At 43.6% G+C, this 17,883-nt stretch carries 14 protein-coding genes; 13 read left to right on the forward strand and 1 reads right to left on the reverse strand.

The genetic code is table 11. The annotated features are described in order from the left end of the window. The first annotated feature begins 97 nt into the window (after positions 1 to 97). The 7 genes from G587_RS0113735 (at position 98) to G587_RS0113765 (ending at position 8,956) form a co-directional block, all read left to right on the forward strand. On the forward strand, positions 98 to 1,675 hold the full coding sequence (locus G587_RS0113735; RefSeq protein ID WP_026492729.1) for a hypothetical protein: 1,578 nt from the start codon (positions 98 to 100) through the stop codon (positions 1,673 to 1,675). A gap of 168 nt (positions 1,676 to 1,843) precedes the next feature. Continuing rightward, the gene (locus tag G587_RS0113740) at positions 1,844 to 2,071 is read left to right on the forward strand and encodes a FeoA family protein (RefSeq protein WP_026492730.1); all 228 of its coding nucleotides are present in this window, start codon (positions 1,844 to 1,846) and stop codon (positions 2,069 to 2,071) included. Continuing rightward, positions 2,068 to 4,092 (forward strand): ferrous iron transport protein B, encoded by a 2,025-nt coding sequence (gene feoB / locus G587_RS0113745; RefSeq protein WP_026492731.1) that lies wholly within the window; start codon positions 2,068 to 2,070, stop codon positions 4,090 to 4,092. Before G587_RS0113740 ends, feoB begins: the two co-directional genes overlap by 4 nt. 6 nt (positions 4,093 to 4,098) lie before the next feature. Next, positions 4,099 to 4,371 (forward strand): Lrp/AsnC family transcriptional regulator, encoded by a 273-nt coding sequence (locus G587_RS22840; RefSeq protein ID WP_035786773.1) that lies wholly within the window; start codon positions 4,099 to 4,101, stop codon positions 4,369 to 4,371. Positions 4,372 to 4,454: 83 nt separating this feature from the next. Next, on the forward strand, positions 4,455 to 6,254 hold the full coding sequence (locus tag G587_RS0113755; RefSeq protein ID WP_035786775.1) for an ABC transporter ATP-binding protein: 1,800 nt from the start codon (positions 4,455 to 4,457) through the stop codon (positions 6,252 to 6,254). Beyond that, a complete protein-coding gene (locus G587_RS0113760; RefSeq protein WP_026492733.1) occupies positions 6,232 to 7,965 on the forward strand; it encodes an ABC transporter ATP-binding protein in 1,734 nt (577 codons plus the stop codon). Before G587_RS0113755 ends, G587_RS0113760 begins: the two co-directional genes overlap by 23 nt. Before the next feature lie 247 nt (positions 7,966 to 8,212). Continuing rightward, entirely contained in the window at positions 8,213 to 8,956 is a 744-nt protein-coding gene (locus G587_RS0113765) for an alpha/beta hydrolase family protein (protein ID WP_026492734.1), read from the forward strand. A gap of 21 nt (positions 8,957 to 8,977) precedes the next feature. Here the strand turns inward: G587_RS0113765 and G587_RS0113770 are convergent, their stop codons facing one another. Then, positions 8,978 to 10,141 carry an MFS transporter gene (locus G587_RS0113770; RefSeq protein WP_026492735.1) on the reverse strand — a complete coding sequence of 388 codons (1,164 nt, stop codon included), beginning with the start codon at positions 10,139 to 10,141 and terminating at the stop codon, positions 8,978 to 8,980. A gap of 137 nt (positions 10,142 to 10,278) precedes the next feature. On the opposite strand from G587_RS0113770, the gene G587_RS0113775 reads away from it, so the two are divergent. The 6 genes from G587_RS0113775 (at position 10,279) to G587_RS22845 (ending at position 17,868) form a co-directional block, all read left to right on the forward strand. Next, the gene (locus G587_RS0113775) at positions 10,279 to 11,949 is read left to right on the forward strand and encodes a LytS/YhcK type 5TM receptor domain-containing protein (RefSeq protein WP_026492736.1); all 1,671 of its coding nucleotides are present in this window, start codon (positions 10,279 to 10,281) and stop codon (positions 11,947 to 11,949) included. Between the two features lie 6 nt (positions 11,950 to 11,955). Then, positions 11,956 to 12,687, forward strand: a complete 732-nt coding sequence (locus G587_RS0113780) for a LytR/AlgR family response regulator transcription factor (RefSeq protein ID WP_026492737.1) — start codon at positions 11,956 to 11,958, stop codon at positions 12,685 to 12,687. A 135-nt stretch (positions 12,688 to 12,822) separates the two neighbouring features. Beyond that, positions 12,823 to 14,283, forward strand: coding sequence for a carbon starvation CstA family protein (locus tag G587_RS0113785; RefSeq protein WP_026492738.1), 1,461 nt, complete (start codon positions 12,823 to 12,825; stop codon positions 14,281 to 14,283). A gap of 169 nt (positions 14,284 to 14,452) precedes the next feature. Beyond that, a complete protein-coding gene (locus G587_RS0113790; protein WP_026492739.1) occupies positions 14,453 to 16,045 on the forward strand; it encodes a MutS-related protein in 1,593 nt (530 codons plus the stop codon). A gap of 12 nt (positions 16,046 to 16,057) precedes the next feature. Next, positions 16,058 to 16,729, forward strand: coding sequence for a MerR family transcriptional regulator (locus G587_RS0113795; protein WP_026492740.1), 672 nt, complete (start codon positions 16,058 to 16,060; stop codon positions 16,727 to 16,729). 71 nt (positions 16,730 to 16,800) lie between these two features. Then, positions 16,801 to 17,868: a leucine-rich repeat protein gene (locus G587_RS22845; protein ID WP_035786777.1), complete on the forward strand. Its 1,068-nt coding sequence runs from the start codon at positions 16,801 to 16,803 to the stop codon at positions 17,866 to 17,868. Positions 17,869 to 17,883 lie beyond the last annotated feature (15 nt).

Here is a 17,883-nt window from a genome sequence, read left to right on the forward strand (position 1 = left end):
TCTGTTTTAGGTTCATTTTAGTTTTCTAATCCATAATCTCCATTAAAGCAAAGCATTGCAGATGCGATTTTCAAAGGGAATATTAAGGAGATTTAAAATGAAAAGAAATGAACTTAGAAAAGTATTATCAATAGCAGCTATCACAGTGATGTGTGTAACCTTTACTGCATGTGGCACAAATACAGGAACAGTAAGCGGAGAATCTACGATTATTACTGAAGATGCTGCGCCTGAGGACAGCACAGTTCCTTCAGATGCGACAAGTGGAGAGGTACCTGCTGATAAACCTGAAGGTGAAATGCCGGAAGGAGAGACACCTCCGGAAAAACCTGATGGACAGGCTCCTGACGGACAGGCCCCAAATGGAGAGGCTCCTGACGGGCAGGGACCTGGTGGAGCGCCTGACGGCGAAGCGCCCGGCAATCCTCCTGAGGGAGGCGGCGGATTTGGCGGTGGAAGCAGTAGCGCAGATATAGAGTATAAAGCCGCTGATGAGATAGTAGCTGCCGATTCGCAGGATGGAAAAACCTATGACAGCAGTGTTGCAGATGAGAGCGCACTTATGATAAGCACTTCAGAAGAGGTATCTATCTCAAATGCTACGGTTACAAAGACAGGCGACTCAGATGGTGGAGACAGCTGCAATTTTTATGGCCTTAATGCTGTAGTTCTTGTGAAAGATGGCTCTACAACTACTATTACTGATAGCACGATTACTTCCGATGCTGACGGAGCAAACGGGGTTTTTTCCTACGGTGGTAACGGTGGAAAAAACGGAGCAGATGGTGATGGGACAAAGGTAATCATCTCTGATACAACTATTACCACCACAGGCGATGGGTCTGGCGGAATCATGACAACAGGTGGTGGTATCACAGAGGCATCAAATCTTACCATTGAGACTAGCGGAAGATCTTCAGCTGCCATAAGAACTGACCGTGGTGGCGGTACAGTTACAGTCGACGGTGGCAGCTATACAACAAATGGACTTGGATCACCTGCGATTTATTCAACCGCAGATATTACAGTTTCTAACGCAACACTCACTTCAAATTTGTCAGAAGGTGTATGTATTGAAGGAATTAATTCCATTACATTAAATGACTGCGACATGACGGCAAACAATACAGATACCAACGGTAACGCCACCTTTTATGACACTATCATGATCTATCAGTCTATGTCCGGAGATGCGGACAGTGGAACTTCCACATTTACAATGAATGGTGGAACGCTTACAAGCAAAAATGGTCATGTTTTTCATGTGACAAACACACAGGCTGTGATCAATCTCGATAATGTAAAGATTGTTAATGAGGATTCAGCGAACGTTCTTCTTTCAGTTTGTGCTGACGGATGGAAGGGAGACAGTAACGTTGCTACAGTAAATGCAAGCAATCAGACACTTGATGGAACAATTCTCGTAGGAAGTGATTCTGAGCTTACTTTAAACCTTACTGATGGTTCAGATTTCACCGGTGCGATTGATGGTAATATTACAAATGCCAAGGGTGAGAGCGTTTCTAAAGAAGTAGGAGCAGTTTCAGTATCTATAGATAAAAGCAGTACATGGACACTTACTGCAGACACATATATCACATCTTTTGATGGGGATATGTCCAATGTAAACACAAATGGATACACACTTTATGTAAATGGCGAAGCTATGAACTAAACAGAAATGACCCAGGGGGACGGGGTTAGTGGATTATTTTTTGGACCACTAACCCCGTCCCCTAGGTTCATTGAGAATTTTTTTCATTAAACTCAAAACATCATTTAATATAAGAAAAATGTGCTATCATTCAGTTAGCACACGCTAACATTGTGAGAGGAGAAAGTTATGAGTTTAAGTGAAGTAAGGGAAAACAGAGATGCCATAATAATGGCTATTGATGGCGACACAAGATTCATGAGTCGTATAACATCGATAGGACTGACACCAGGCTGCAGGGTAAGTGTCATCAAAAACGACAGGAACAGGCCATTGCTTGTGTATTCAAGAGATACCATGATCGCACTTAACCGTAAGGAGTGCATTGGTATTACAGTTGAGGAGGTGACAGCATGAGTGCAGCAGCGACTATAGCCCTTCTCGGACAGCCCAATTCGGGCAAGTCAACTTTGTTTAATGCTCTTACAGGCCTTCGCCAGCATGTTGGCAACTGGCCGGGTAAGACGGTTGAGAAAAAAGAAGGCTCTTTTACCTATGGCGGAAAAGAGTATAACGTGGCAGATTTACCGGGATCATACAGCTTATCAGCAAACTCTGATGAAGAGGTCATCACGAGAGACTTCATCACGTCAGGAAAAGCAGATGTGGTTTGTATCCTTGCAGACAGTTCACAGCTTCAGAGAAGTCTTTTCATGCTGGCTGATTATGCCGGAATAAATGCACCATGTTTTCTATTGCTCAATATGGCGGATGTCGCTGCAGATCAGGGGAAAAAGATTGATGCAGCAGCTATAGAGGAGAAGCTGGGAATTCCGGTAATACCCTTTTCAGCAACAGATGTGAAGTCCTATGATGAGTTTTACAAGACTCTGGAAAAGGCTATCAGGAAGGATTCAAGACTTGATGTTTCGGGGCTTAAAGAGCAGTACGAGAGTATTAAGGGATATCAGGAAATCTGCAACCTGATTCCGGAAGGTATTATTCCGGGCTATTCTTCAATGTGGCTTGCTTCAAAGGTTTTGGAGAACGACAGAGTAGTAGTGGGAAAGCTGGGTAATGCACTCGATGCAGAAACGTTCGACAGAATAAAGGAAATAAGAAAATCGTCTCAGGGGGCTGTGGCAGTCGGAGGCTGCAAGTTTGCCTGGATTGATGACATGATCGATGGAGCCATCCAGTCTAAATCAGTAAAAGTGACTCTTGGTAAGCTTGACCGCATTTATACAAGTAAGGTTTGGGGAAAGCCTGCCGTTGTTCTTACGGTTCTGTTGGGCCTTATAGCATCTTTTGTTCCGGCTATTCCGCCTATGATCGTTGGCGAGCTTGTTCTAATGCTTAAAGAGCCTGTTACTGCAGGATTATCATCTATTGGATGTCCTGAATTCATAATTCTTATCGCTACAGATGTAATTATCCAGTCATTTTCATATATTTTCAAAATGTTGGGATTTGTTTTTGGAGTAACCCTGGTATTTGGTCTTCTTGAAGAGGTTGGCATTATGGCCCGCATCTCCTATGTGTTTGATAATACTATGGGAAAACTGGGACTTCAGGGTAAATCTGTTATGCCTTTCCTTGTAAGCTTTGGCTGCACTATGGGTGGTGCGGCAGGAGCAAGAGTCATCGATAACTGGGGACAGAAGGTTCTTACGATTGCTCTCGCATGGGCAGTTCCCTGCGGCGCAGCCTGGGCTACTATCCCTATGCTTTCATCTATTTTCTTTGGACCCGGAGCTGTGCTTGTGGTCGCTGTAATTCTCCTCACCATGCTTTTACACATGTATATTACGGCAAAAATATTTGGGGCAAAGCTTGTTCAGAAGGAAGATCGCTACGGAATGATCATGGAGCTTCCTCCGTACCACAAGCCGAAGTGGGGAGCTCTTTTCAGATATGTATTCGGAAGAACAAAAGAGACATTTATCAGAGTTACGAAAGTAGTACTACTTGTCTGTGGTGTATTCTGGCTTCTTAGCTATTCACCCTCAGGAACTGGTGGAATCCTTTACACAATCGGTGTAGCAATAGAGCCTGTTACAAAATTCTTTGGTATGCCCTGGCAATTATTCCTCTCATACTTGGCATCGGCTGTAGGAAAAGAGGGGGCTATTGGTGTTATCAGCGCTCTTTACACCGGTGGCTCATACAGTGCTGCATTTACCAATGCTATGAGTGGTGCCGGATCTACAGCAAATGGTGTAACCCTAAGCTCAATTCTTCTTGCAAACGTATCAAAGCCCGAGGCGCTCGCATTTATCTTTGCAATGACCTTCAACATGCCCTGTGTTGTTGCGCTTGCTGCTACATATCAGGAGACACACTCTGCGAAATGGACAGGAAGAATCGTGCTTTATTACACAGCAGTATCTCTTTTACTCGCATTTGTTGCATATCATGTGGGAATGCTTATTTGGTGATGAAAAATGGAACAATTATTGGAATTACTTAAGGATGGTCATGCCAGAACCACAAAACTTCTGGCATTGGAACTACATACCAGTGTAGAGGATGTCACCAGGCAGATGGAATATCTCGAGAAAATGGGAATCATAAAAAAGGTGGTCTTTTCCTCTAAAGGTTGTTCGGGATGCAGTGGCTGTTCCTCAGGAAAAAACGAAGGGGAACACACCTGCAAAGGTTGTCTCCCACAGGATGGTTTCCAGAATATGGGCCAAATGTGGGAAGTTGTGAAATGACCCAGGGGGACGGGGTTAGTGGTTCATTTTTTGGCCCTATAACCCCGTCCCTGTGGTCCAAAATTGGGGAGAAAGGGGAAAAAATGAATAAAAATAAAAGTGTCATACCACAACTATTCGATTACGCAGGTAATCACAAGTATTTTACTATCAGTTCATGGATTCTTGCCGCTATAAGCGCCCTGGTGGCGCTGGTGCCGTTTTATTACATCTGGCGCATCATCAGGGAGGTGGTAGCGGTAAGTCCTGTTTTTTCAAAGGCGACTCATATAGTGTCTTACGGATGGAGTGCTGTAGGAATGAGCCTTCTTGCAATGTTTCTCTATATTTCAGCTCTGCTGTGCTCTCATCTGGCAGCCTTCAGAGTTCAGACAAATATGAGAAAAGCCATGATGGAGCATGTTATGAAGCTTCCTATGGGTTACATTGAATCCGAAGGAAGCGGCAAGATCAGAAAAATTGTGGCTGAATCCAGCGCAGCAACGGAGACGTTTTTGGCGCACAGCCTTCCGGATAAGGCAGTAAGTTATGCTACACCGGTTGGTCTTATCGCAATGCTTCTTATCTTTGACTGGAGAATTGGCCTTATTTGCCTTGTTCCTGCGGTTTTAGCCTTCCTTATGATGGGAGGAATGATGGGGGAAAAGATGCAGAATGACATGAAGGAGTATCAGAATGCTCTTGATGAGATGTCTGCAGAAGCTGTTGAGTATGTCAGGGGAATTCCCGTGGTAAAGACCTTTGGTCAGTCAGTTTTCTCTTTTAAAAGATTCAAGGAAGCAATAGATAAATACGAAAAGTGGACTATCACCTACACTATTGGCATGAGAATGCCCATGATAGGCTTTACTACTGCAGCAAATGCTGTGTTTGCTGCCCTTGTGGCCTGCAGCTTTATCTTTGCAAGAAACGGGGTTACAGATACATTCCTTTACAACATTCTCTTTTACATTATCATCACACCGATTCTCACGGTTACTCTGATGAAGGTTGCCTATGCCGGTGAGAGCCAGATGATTGTAAGGGATGCTCTTAACAGAATGTACGCACTTCTTGATGTGGAGCCTCTTAAGGAAGCTTCAAATCCACAAAATCCTAAGGACAGCAGCATAAAAATTGAAAATATCGTATTTACCTATGATGAGAAGAAGACTAATGCCATCGACGGCATAAGTCTTGATATTAAGCCCGGTGAACATGTTGCATTAGTGGGGCCATCCGGCGGCGGTAAGACTACGCTTGCATCTCTTGTTGCAAGATTCTGGGATGTAAAGCAGGGCAGCATTAAAATCGGCGGCGTTGATGTAAGGGATATCGCCTCAGCGGATCTTATGAAAAATGTTTCCTATGTTTTCCAGGACAGCAAGCTCCTCAAGATGTCTATCCTTGATAATGTCAGGATGGGAAAGCCTGATGTTACGGAGGCAGAAGTAGTAAAGGCCCTTAAGGACGCCATGTGCTGGGATATTATTGAAAAGCTGCCGCATGGTATTAACACCATGATCGGTAGTAAGGGAACCTATGTCTCGGGCGGCGAAGCTCAGCGAATTTCTATTGCGAGAGCCTTCCTTAAAAATGCACCTATCCTTATTCTGGACGAGGCTACAGCCTTTGCTGATCCTGATAATGAGAACATGGTTCAGAAGGCCTTCGCAAATCTTGCCAAGGACAAGACAGTCATCATGATAGCCCATCGTCTGTCGACGGTTGTGGATGCAGATAAGATATGCGTTCTTTCCGACGGAAAAATCGTAGAGAGCGGTAAGCATGATGCTCTGCTTGCGAAGGGCGGTATCTATGATCACATGTGGAATGAGTATAAGAAGTCCGTTAACTGGAAAATGGGGAGGGAGCAGGATAATGATAAAAAAGTTACAGCATAAATACGCGCTCTCTGAGCAGGGAGCAAAGGATATGGTAAAGGCTTTTGGAGCCTGTACCTTAGCAAATCTGGCACAGATGATGCCTGTTGGAATTCTTTTTATGATGACGGGAGACCTGTTTAACAGGGAGATTCCAGGCGATCATGTGAAAATATACATAATAGGTTCTGTGATCAGCCTGATACTGATAGCATTTACCGAATATCTGCAGTATAATGCCACATTCTTTTCAACCTACGTTGAAAGCGGCGTAAGAAGGCGTTCTTTGGCGGAAAAGCTAAGAAAAATACCGCTGTCATTTTTTGGAAAAAAGGACCTGGCGGACCTTACAAACACTATAATGGCAGACTGTGCAATGCTTGAGACATCTTCTTCTCACTGGCTTCCGGAGCTGGTGGGTGCCTTTATTTCAACTACTATTGTAGTGATCAGCCTGTTCTTTTTCGATGCCAGGATGGCAATAGCCGCAGTGTGGGTGCTTCCTGTAGCCTTCATTATTGTTTTTTCATCAAGACATGTGATGCATAAAGTGAACCGCAAGGGAAGCAAATACAAGGTTGCCTGCCTTGACGGTATTCAGGAAGCGCTGGAAACGGTGCGGGATTTAAAGGCTTATAACGCTCAGGATACATATATGGTGGGACTTAATAAGAAGATTAAGGCTGTCGAGTCCCACACCATTTTCACGGAGTTCATAAATGCAGCATTTGTAAGCAGCTCCCAGATGATCCTGAAGCTTGGAATAGGCACAGTGGCTATCGTTGGTTCATCGCTTCTTATGAAAAACGAGATAAATGTGTTTACTTTCTTTATGTACCTTCTGGTGGTTTCAAGAATGTATGAGCCGCTGCAGATATCTCTGATGAATTTTTCAGCTCTGATCTCAACCGACACCCAGTGCGAGAGAATGGATGAGATTCTGTCTCACTATGAGCAGACCGGAAGTGAAGAGCTTACAAATAAGAACTATGATATCGAGTTTAAGAATGTGCGGTTTTCTTATGAGGATGGGGAAACAGTATTAAAGGATGTGAGCTTTGTGGCTAAGCAGGGCGAGGTTACAGCCCTTATCGGACCCTCCGGCGGTGGAAAGACAACGGTTTCAAGGCTTGCAGCGAGATTCTGGGATATTGAGAAGGGCCTTATCACCGTTGGTGGCATGGATATTTCCAAGATTGACCCTGAAAAGCTCCTTTCCATGTATTCAATAGTTTTCCAGGATGTGACGCTTTTTAATAACACGGTTCTTGAAAATATCCGAATCGGTAAAAAGGAAGCTACGGATGAAGAGGTAAAAGCGGCAGCTAAGCTCGCTCACTGCGATGAATTCATAGAAAAGCTCCCTGAGGGCTACAATACCCTTATAGGCGAGAATGGTTCCGAGCTTTCAGGCGGAGAGCGCCAGAGAATCTCCATAGCCAGAGCCTTCCTTAAGGATGCGCCTATAATTCTGATGGATGAAGCCACAGCATCTCTTGACGTGGATAACGAGTCGCTGATCCAGGAGGCAATAAGCGACCTTATTAAGGACAAGACAGTTCTTATAATCGCTCATCGTATGCGTACCGTAGACGGAGCTGACAAGATAGTTGTCCTTAAGAATGGAAAAGTGGCTGAATCGGATTCTCCCGCAAAGCTGAAGGAAGCTGACGGATTATACAGCCACATGCTTGCAGTTCAGATGAAAACTGAAAACTGGAAGCTGGCCTGATATACCTACAGGAACAAAGATTACAGGTTACGATATCCACGGCAGCTGGGCTGATGATTTTGCAAAGTTTATTCCGGAAAACGTGGACAAGCTCCTTGCATATTTCCAGGAGAAGATAGAGAAAAACGGCGAATTTACCGTTGAAACAAGAAGTCAATTTTGGCATTGCTACAAGAAGTAACTGGAGATTATAATGTTGCCTACAAGATAAAAAAGCAGAAAACTTTAATAAAAGCAGGAGGATGATATGGAAGAGTTTTATATTGACAGCGATGGTACACGCCTTCATGCGAAGCTTGATCGTGTAGGTACAGAGAAGGGGCCGCTTTGCATTCTGATCCACGGTTTTACCGGACATATGGAAGAGGACCACATAATAGCAGCCAAGGATGCGATAAATGCTGAGGGTGTATCCGTTCTCAGAGTTGAGATGTATGGTCATGGCGGAAGTGATGGCGAATTTAAGAATCACACTCTCTATAAATGGGTTACCAATGCCCTTTCAGTTGTGAAATATGCAAAGCAGCTGGATTTCGTGACAGATCTCTATATCTGCGGACATTCTCAGGGCGGACTTCTTACAATGCTGATTGGCGGTATGTGTGCTGATGATTTCAAGGCGATAATTCCGCTTTCACCCGCATGGATGATTCCTGAGGCAGCAAGAGAAGGCACTATTCTTGGGGCTGATTTTGATCCAAAGCACATTCCGGAGAAGGTTGGCGCTGATGAATGGGAGATCTCAGGCGATTATATCAGAGTTGCCCAGACCATTCATGTTGAGGACGAGATTGCAAGATTTGATGGACCTGTCCTGATCATCCATGGAGATGATGATGAGGCAGTTCCCTACGAATATGGTGTAAAGGCTTCAAAGCTGTATAAAAACGCAAAGCTTGTGACCATCCATGGAGATGATCACTGCTATACAAGACACCTGGACGAAATGTCCAAGGCATTAAGAGAGGGCTTTAGAGACCTTCTTGCCTGACTTTGCGATGCTCCATGCGAATCAGGAATGGGAATGCTTTTTCATAAGTATATGGATTCCCAGGAGCGATAACAGAGATAATATGAAAAATGAACCAAGTACCGCGATGGCACTTCGCATTCCGTACAGATCAGACATATAGCCTGTGAGCGCGGTAAATACTACGCCTCCGATACCGGTTGCGGTGGTTATCACACCTGTTGAGGTAGCGGTTCTTTTTCCGGAAAAATTGAGCATTATAGTTAAAACGCAGGGATAAATAGCTCCGCTCGCCATGCCTAATGGGATACAAACCAGCATGGCTGCGGTGCTATTTTGCATGGAGGAGAAAAGAACAGTAAATGCCGGAATCGCGAGCAGTGATACCAGCAATATTTGTTTGGAATGCTTTGAAAAGTGTCCAACCAGCATTCTGGAAGGAATCATTACCGCCCAGAACAGAGACAGTGCAAATTTCCCGTTTTCGGACTTTAAAGTATCAGTAAACATAGTATCTACAAAGAAAGTGAATCCATTTTCAAATCCCACGTAAATACACATAATAACGCACAGGCACAGAATGGCTGTGATCACGAATTTTCCTGATGAAACAGAGTCAATGTCGTCCATAGGAAGCTCTTCGCGGCATTCGCTGCCTGATTTGACGATCCCGATGAGGGCTACGGCGGAACCAATTGATAAAAGCGCGAATAATATACGCCAGCTAAGGCCCATCATGAGATAGAAATTGACAACCAGAGGCGCAACCAGCGCTCCTGCTGCATACATGGAGGTCATAAAGCCTATTTTATTTTTATTCGTTACAGGGTATGCGTCAGCGAGAGCTGCAATTGAAATAAACTGAAGCGCACTGGTGGTTAGCCCCAGGAAGAATATACCGCCAATAAAATAAGTGTTTCTAACGGTGGTCAGAACAAATAAAGCTGCTACGAGCTGAATAGCCAGGAGAATAATGATGCATTTTGCCTTGTTATTATGATCTGCCCAGCTTCCAAGAACAAGGGGAGCAAGCATAGTAGCAAATAGCTCAACGGATGCAAAAAGACCCATAGAGGTCAAAGACAGATCGTAGGTCTCACCTATATTCCACAGGCTTGCCTGATATCCGCCGGCTTCGAATCCGTTTATGAAGACAACAAGAAACAGGATTATCCAAAGAAAATCCCTTTTTTTCAAATCAGCCATATGAAATTACCCCCTCGTCACAGTTACATTATATCGTAAAAAATAGCGTAAAAAAACACAAAAAAATAGGACTATTTTATTATAATGAAGCTATAATAATAGTTAGTAGTAGAAGGGTTTTTGTTTGGGGGAAAAACATGGAACTATACTACAATATGATCGTAAATATTGGTCTTCTTGTGCTTATTGCCAATATTCTGGTCAGAATTCCTGTTGTTACGCAGATCATCTGCGAGGAAAATAAGCACATTTTCATGGCTAAGATTGTGCTGGGAGGAATATTTGGGGGATTCTGTATTTTTTCAACCTGCACAGGAGCACAGGTTCAGGGTGCTATTCCTAACACCCGTGTTTTGGGCGCCCTGGCGGGAGGTCTGCTTTGCGGACCGACAGTCGGGATTCTGGCGGGTCTGATTGGCGCAATCCACCGTATTTTTTTTGATATTCATGGTGTTACGACCTTTGCATGCGCACTTTCCACACTTATGGAGGGCGTGATCGGTGCGTTCATATATCAGTTCTTTCATAAGAGGAATATAGATTTTGAGTGGTATTTCCTTGTTGCAATAACGGCTGTTGCAGAGTGCCTGCACATGGCCAATCTTCTGGTGTTTGTAAGGCCCTTTAGCCTTGCTGTGTCTATCGTTCAGATAATTGCTCTTCCAATGATCATTTTTAATTCCATAGGAATGGTTCTGTTTTTCTCGGTATTTGATGATATATATACCAGGCAGAATCTTATTGCTGCAGATAAAATGCGTCTGGCGCTGAGTATTGCCGATGCCTGCGTGGTCAATATCAGAAAAAGTCGCATAACAGACGGTGATTACAGGGAGATGGAGAAGACTATCAGCGGTTTTTCAAGGTGCAGGGATGTTTTCTTTCTTCCTCTTAGCCGCAAAGATGAGCTGTTTAGCAGCGATTATGAGTTTACGGAGAGCTTTGTAAACAGCATGGAAAGGCGCTGCACCACTGAGCTTATATATAAGAAGGAAAAGGGAATCCTCGGCTTTAAGCAGTCGCTGGTTGCATCTGGCTCCAAGGTTACCATGGGGAATGAGACCTGGGGATATCTGGTGCTGGTTTTCGACAGAAGATATTCATCGCCTGAAGCTGTGGAGTGTCTGGTTTCAGCTCTGGCCAAGTTCTTTTCCACCAACTATGAGGCCTATCAGGTTGAATATCAGAAGAAGATTAGGGAGAGAGCTGAATTCAGGGTTCTTCAGTCACAGATAAATCCGCACTTTTTGTTTAACAGCTTAAATACCATATCCTGCTTTTGCAGGGAAAAGCCCGATTATGCGAGGGAGCTGCTTCTGGCTCTTAGCGTTTACTTCAGGCATAACCTGAACTCCAGTGATGATTATATGATCGATATAGCAGCGGAATTTGAGCAGGTAGATGCCTACCTGATGCTTGAAAAGGCCAGATTCGAGGATAAACTCCAGATTGTGAAGGATATCGAAGCAGATATTCACAGGCAGGTTCCAACCCTTATTCTGCAGCCTATTGTGGAGAATGCGATAAAGCACGGAGCCATGAGAAGAGAGGTTGGCGAGGTTAAAATCAAAGCCGGTATGGAAGGGGAGGATCTTTTAATAAAAATATCCGATAACGGCTATGGAATCCCGGATCAGGTGCTCCGGGCGTTCAATGATAAGACAACGAAGGGGAGATATGGTCTTCTTAATGTAGATGGAAGGCTACGTAGTATTTATGGGGAAAAGTATGGGCTTGTGATTGATTCCTCAGGGGAAGGAACCACCGTCACAATGCGCATACCGCCAAAAGCTTTGTTGGAGGGATAAGAGGGAATGAAGAGGATTTTGATAGCGGATGATGAGAGACCTGCCAGAAGTGAGCTGCGATTTTTGCTGGAAAAGATCTTAAAAGACCTTAACCATCCGGATGCTGAGGTGATGGAAGCCGGCAGTGGTGCTGCGGTTTTGGATCTGATAGATAAATATACATTTGATGTGTGCTTTTTCGATATAGAGATGGGAGACATCAAGGGTACAAAGCTGGCAGAGACAATGAGGCAAAAGAATCTGGATACAGCCATAATTTTTGTGACTGCTTATGAAAACTATGCGCTTAATGCCTTTGATGTTGACGCTGTGGATTATGTGATGAAGCCTTTTGATGAGAACAGAATCAGGAAATCCATCGAAAAGCTTATGAAGAGAAGGGCATCCACGAGACAGATGCCGGGACCCTTTGCGCTTCCCGCAGGAGACCACATGGAAGTAGTTGTGGCGGATAGCATAAGCTATATTGAGGCCATTCACAAGGGCTCCAAGGTACACTGCCACAAGAATATCTATTACAGCAATGAGCCTCTTATTGAGTGGGAAAAGAAGCTTAAGCCCGCGGGAGACCAGTTTTCCAGGATACATAAAAGCTTTATAGTGAATTTTGACGCCTGTGAGGCCCTTGTTCCTGACTATAACAATGGCTATGCCTGCAAGCTCAAGGAATGTGATAATGCCGTTATTCCCATTAGCAGAAATATGATTCATGACGTCAAAGCGCATTTTTGTGTCTGAAATATAGAGTGTATTGCATTTCAGTACCGATTTTTAGCATTTGAATCCCGAATTATTGTTACCGAATTTTCGTGAGCCTATACTTCAATATAGGGAAGGATTTCACTTTCACTACATTGATAGGAGGGGATTCATATGATCAGCTTTTTGGTATGTTTGAGTGTATTAGTGGCAGGGTATTTCATCTACGGTAGCATCATCGAGAAAGTATATGGGCCGGATGACAGAAAAACTCCGGCAGTAAGGATCAATGATGGTGTAGACTTTGTGGTAATGCCCAGATGGAAGCTCTTTTTGATACAGCTTCTTAATATTGCAGGACTTGGCCCGATCTATGGCGCTTTGGCAGGAGCTCAGTGGGGAACCTCGGTCTTTCTCTGGATCACCCTCGGAACTATCCTTGCAGGTGGTGTTCACGATTTTTCAGTAGGATTTATGAGCATGCGTCATGATGGCGCCAGCGTATCTGAGCTTACAGGCATGTATCTTGGAAACGTTATGAAAACTATCATGAGAGTTTTCAGCGTAGTGCTTCTTGTAATGGTTGGTACTGTTTTCGCAGTAGGTCCTGCAGGACTTATTTCTCTTCTGATTGGTAATCAGGGCGGCTCAGGACTTTTAACAAATACAACCTTCTGGCTTGCTCTGATCCTTGCATATTACTTCATAGCAACCTTTGTTCCGATCGATAAGATTATTGGTAAGCTTTATCCTGTATTCGGTGTCTGCCTTATAGTTATGGCAGTAGGCGTTGGAATCGGTATTTTCACACATGGATATACAATTCCTGAGATTGAGCTTTCAAACCTTCATCCCAGCAATACACCTATATGGCCTATGATGTTCGTATCAGTTGCCTGTGGTGCTATTTCAGGATTCCATGCAACACAGTCACCTCTTATGGCTCGCTGCTGCAAGACAGAGAAGGAAAGCCATATGGTATTCTACGGAGCAATGGTATGTGAAGGAATAATCGCTCTTATATGGGCTGCAGCAGGTAGCGCAGTTTATGCTAAGACAGGCGGACTTACAACAGCTCTTACAGATATGCTTGCAAACGGACAGGCAGCATGTGTATATGATATCTGCACAAAGACAATGGGTGGCTTCGGTATCGTTCTTGCAATGCTCGGCGTTATTGCATGTCCTATAACTTCCGGTGATACAGCCTTCAGATCAGCAAGACTGGTTGTTGCTGACTGGTTTAAGGTAGATCAGAAGCCTTATATGAAGAGACTTGAACTCTGCGTACCGCTTCTTCTTGCCGGCGCATTCATCAGTCAGTTAAACTACGGCGTAGTTTGGAGATACTTTAGCTGGTCAAATCAGACTCTTGCTATGATAGCTCTTTGGACCGCTTCAATGTATTTGTTTGTAAATGGCCGCAACTATTGGTTTACAGCTATCCCGGCAACCTTTATGTCAGCTGTTTCAGTAACATATTTCTTCTGTGCACCTGAGTGCCTGCATCTGTCGGTATCAATTGCTTATCCGATAGGAATAATTGCAGCAGCTGCATTCCTTGGACTGTTCATCTTCCAGACCAGAAGAACAGCACCTCAGACAAAGGAAGAGGAGCACAAGAAAACAGCGTAATTGGCATAGAGCTGTTATAATAAGAATGATGAAAAACGGAAGGGCTGCATCGAAGGATGCGGCTCTTCTTTTTCAATAGCAAGTGTAATATTTAAAATTTTTGCTGTATTTTGTTGACTCTACACTTGGTTCAGGGTGTATTTTCCTCTCATAACAGGAGGAAAACAGTATGATGCTTAACAAAAGAAAACAGAGGGAACAGATAAAAAAACAGTACGGGAATAATCCTATAAACGATCCATATCATCATATGAGAAGGGACAGGAGAAAACTCATAGCCAAATATCATGAGGATAAGGGCGGGAGTGATGTTGATGAGATCACCTGGGATGATCTTGAGATGGATGAAGTATTTTACAGGATTAATCACACGAGGTCCTACATTGGCGAGCAGGTACTATATCATAAGCTTCATTGTTTAAATGAAGATAATGCAGATGGCTTTTGCGACGCTGTGGATTACTACGATAAAAACGACGAAGCCAGAACGGATGCGGAATTTGAGCTGCTTAGGGTAGGAAAAAGAAACACTAGTTATTATATGCCGCAGCTTATTAGGATTTTGTCAGAGTTTGAGCTGCCTTTCGCATGGTGCTACAGAATACTCCAGGCTGCGCTTGTAATAGCGGTAATATTAAGTGTGGCTTTAAGAAGTGCGGAATGTGCAGTGTTATTGCTTGGTATCGCGTGCACTAATCTTTTTCTATATATGAGAACCAAATCTAAGGCAGAGTACATGATGGACTGTCTATACGGTATATGCAGTCTTATAGATGTTTCAGAGGAGCTGCTGAAAAAGGGATGTGTTCCGGAGCATTTAGTATATGAAGGCATCAGTGAAGATCTAAAAAGGCTCCATCGATTAAAGAAGCTTGCAGGTGGTCTGGTGACCAAGAAAAATTATGCTGTTACAGATCCCCAGGGGATGCTTGCTGATTATCTGATGGGTATCACGCTGTACGATCTGGTATCTTTTCATAAGATAACGCAGATAGTTAAGGGGAATGAAAAGGCTGTAATGAAGCTCTACAAGTTTGTGGGAGAAGTGGATATGTCCATTTCTGTGGCTTCCTTTAGAAAAAGTCTTCCGGATTACTGTATTCCAGAGTTTTCTAAGGATAACAGGATAAATGTATGCGATATTTATCATCCTTTGATCGAGAATGCTGTTCTTAATTCAGTTAATCTCGGGAATTCGACCATGATCATGGGAGCCAATGCGTCGGGAAAGAGTACCTTCATGAAGGCTCTTGCGGTCAATGCGATTCTGGCACAGTCAATATATACGTGCTGCGCTAAAAGGCTGGAAATACCGCGAAGCGTCGTGATGACTTCAATGGCTGTCAGGGACGATGTTCTCACCGGGGAGAGCTATTATGTGCGAGAGGTCAGGTATCTTAAGAGAATGCTGGATGAATCAAAGAAGGGCGGCAGGGTCCTCTATTTCATCGATGAGATCCTGAAGGGAACTAATTACAGGGAGAGACTTGCGGCATCCAAGGCGGTTCTGTCATATCTTAGCGGCAAAAATGGCATGGTTATTGTATCCACACATGACGGAGAGCTCGCAAAATACCTTAAGCACGAGTATTCGGGTTATCATTTTGAGAGCAGGCTTACGGATGATGGTATTAAGTTTGATTACAGGATAAAATCCGGTTTTGGGGAAGGATCCAATGCCATAGATCTTCTTTTGTGTTATGATTTTCCGAGAGAAGTAGTGGAGGATGCCAAAAAACTGGTAAAAAGCAACATAGCGTGAGGATAAAAGGGTATGAAAATAAGTGAAGCGGCTGTTGCTGCAGGCCTCGATGTCAGCAGCGTCAGATTTTATGAGAGAAAAGGGCTTATAAATCCCGATAGGGGCGAAGATAGTAATTATAGGGAATATACGTCCGAAGATATAGACCGTCTTAAAAAGATAGTACTTTTTAGGAAGATAGATATGTCCATAGAGGATATCAAAAAGGTTCTTCTGGAGAATCAGGACATCACAGAGGTACTGGAAAGCCAGATGGAAAAGCTTCAGCAGGATAAGCTTCAGATAGATAGTTCTATCCAGCTTTGCCAGAAAATGATGGATGAGGGCTATACTGATTCCGATACTGAAAGGTACATTTCGTATGTCTATGAGGCCGAAAGTCAGGGCCAGAAGTTTCCTGATATTATGCCTGTGCTGGACCAGATAAGTCAAAACTCCGGCATGGAAAAAGTGATAGGATATCCGATTTTCCTTAAGTTAATGGCAAATACGCTTAGTAGGAGATTGCTGTCAGTTGGAATTTTTCTTGTGATGGTGATTTTTCCGCTGACTGAGCTGGTCATCAGCATATTTAAGTTTCTGTCGGGTAATGGCAGGCTGATAGTGATAGTTCTCTGGTGTGTATATTCATTTTTGCTGATCTCTATTTTCGGCAAGATGTTGGGAATAACGTCAAAAGCTTGATAAATTAGCGTTTGTGTCGTATTATGGATAAGGCTTGAAGGGGGAATACTAGAAAAAGGAGACATTTTGGGATGAAAAAAGTTTTAACAAACGCTTGCCGCATGCTTATGGCATCAGCGGTAGCAATCGTCATGCTTACAGGCATGAAATCAGCTGCTCACGCAGCAAACGATACGGTCGTTATCGATTTTTCCAAGCAGAAGACACAGAGTTATATGAGGGGACAGCAGATTACCTCTCCGGATTGGGATCACATTGAGGATTTCAATCTCAACGAAGAGGAGAAGAATGTAGTATTTCTGTCAACAATGGTTCAGCTGTATGATCTTTTCCCTGTTGATTATACCTGTCAGAACTGCAATAACAACAAGGGTCGCATCATTGTAAATAAGGATGCCAAGCAGTTTATCGACTTCGAAACAAGCTGCAAGGGCATAAAGTGTGACGCAGGCGATTCCAAGGGTACTTTCGAGATGACAGTTACAAGTAAGTTCCTTGAGGGCAAGTCAAAGAGCTGGATTGATGCTCAGATGCCGTTTTTCGCTGCTAAGAAGCTTTATGGTGTAGAAGCTAAGGATTCCAAGGGTACAAACTACTTTAAGCTTAAGATTGTTTTCAATAACCCTGAATCTCAGCACGTAAAGCAGGATGAAAACGGTAAGGTTCAGACAGAAAATAAGGACCAGAACAAGGATCAGAAGCAAGAAAATAAGCAGAATGTGGAAGCTGACTTCGTGATCGACGGCTATGCTTACAAGATTACAGGCAATAAGGAGGTTACCTTCACTGGTCTTACAGATGCATCCATCAAGAAGGTAGTTATTCCTGATACAGTAAATTACAAGGGTAACGTTTATAAGGTTACAGCCATCGCAGATAAGGCACTTTACCACAACAAGAAGGTAAAGAAGGTTTATATCGGTGAGAACGTAACAAAAATCGGCGATTCAGCCTTTGCAAAGTGCAAGAAGCTTAAGAAGGTTAAGATTTACACAACATCTCTTGAGAAGATTGGAAAGAAGGCTTTTTATAAGAATTCCAAGACACTGACTGTAAAGGTTCCCAAGGCTCAGATTAAGGCTTACAAGAAGCTCCTTAAGAAGGCCGGTATGAAATCAGTTGATGTTGAGAAGAAGTAATCAGCTACATTTTTA

This window comes from Butyrivibrio sp. XPD2002 (assembly GCF_000423945.1).
Taxonomy (GTDB): Bacteria; Bacillota; Clostridia; order Lachnospirales; family Lachnospiraceae; genus Butyrivibrio.

Bases quoted from the DNA above. Each gene is read 5' to 3' on its own strand.
- G587_RS0113765 (WP_026492734.1), top strand. From the start codon at position 8,213: ATGGAAGAGTTTTATATTGACAGCGATGGTACACGCCTTCATGCGAAG.
- G587_RS0113780 (WP_026492737.1), top strand. From the start codon at position 11,956: ATGAAGAGGATTTTGATAGCGGATGATGAGAGACCTGCCAGAAGTGAG.
- G587_RS0113795 (WP_026492740.1), top strand. From the start codon at position 16,058: ATGAAAATAAGTGAAGCGGCTGTTGCTGCAGGCCTCGATGTCAGCAGC.
- G587_RS0113775 (WP_026492736.1), top strand. From the start codon at position 10,279: ATGGAACTATACTACAATATGATCGTAAATATTGGTCTTCTTGTGCTT.
- G587_RS0113770 (WP_026492735.1), bottom strand. From the start codon at position 10,141: ATGGCTGATTTGAAAAAAAGGGATTTTCTTTGGATAATCCTGTTTCTT.
- G587_RS0113785 (WP_026492738.1), top strand. From the start codon at position 12,823: ATGATCAGCTTTTTGGTATGTTTGAGTGTATTAGTGGCAGGGTATTTC.
- G587_RS0113790 (WP_026492739.1), top strand. From the start codon at position 14,453: ATGATGCTTAACAAAAGAAAACAGAGGGAACAGATAAAAAAACAGTAC.
- G587_RS0113735 (WP_026492729.1), top strand. From the start codon at position 98: ATGAAAAGAAATGAACTTAGAAAAGTATTATCAATAGCAGCTATCACA.
- G587_RS0113755 (WP_035786775.1), top strand. From the start codon at position 4,455: ATGAATAAAAATAAAAGTGTCATACCACAACTATTCGATTACGCAGGT.
- feoB (WP_026492731.1), top strand. From the start codon at position 2,068: ATGAGTGCAGCAGCGACTATAGCCCTTCTCGGACAGCCCAATTCGGGC.
- G587_RS0113760 (WP_026492733.1), top strand. From the start codon at position 6,232: ATGATAAAAAAGTTACAGCATAAATACGCGCTCTCTGAGCAGGGAGCA.
- G587_RS22840 (WP_035786773.1), top strand. From the start codon at position 4,099: ATGGAACAATTATTGGAATTACTTAAGGATGGTCATGCCAGAACCACA.
- G587_RS0113740 (WP_026492730.1), top strand. From the start codon at position 1,844: ATGAGTTTAAGTGAAGTAAGGGAAAACAGAGATGCCATAATAATGGCT.
- G587_RS22845 (WP_035786777.1), top strand. From the start codon at position 16,801: ATGAAAAAAGTTTTAACAAACGCTTGCCGCATGCTTATGGCATCAGCG.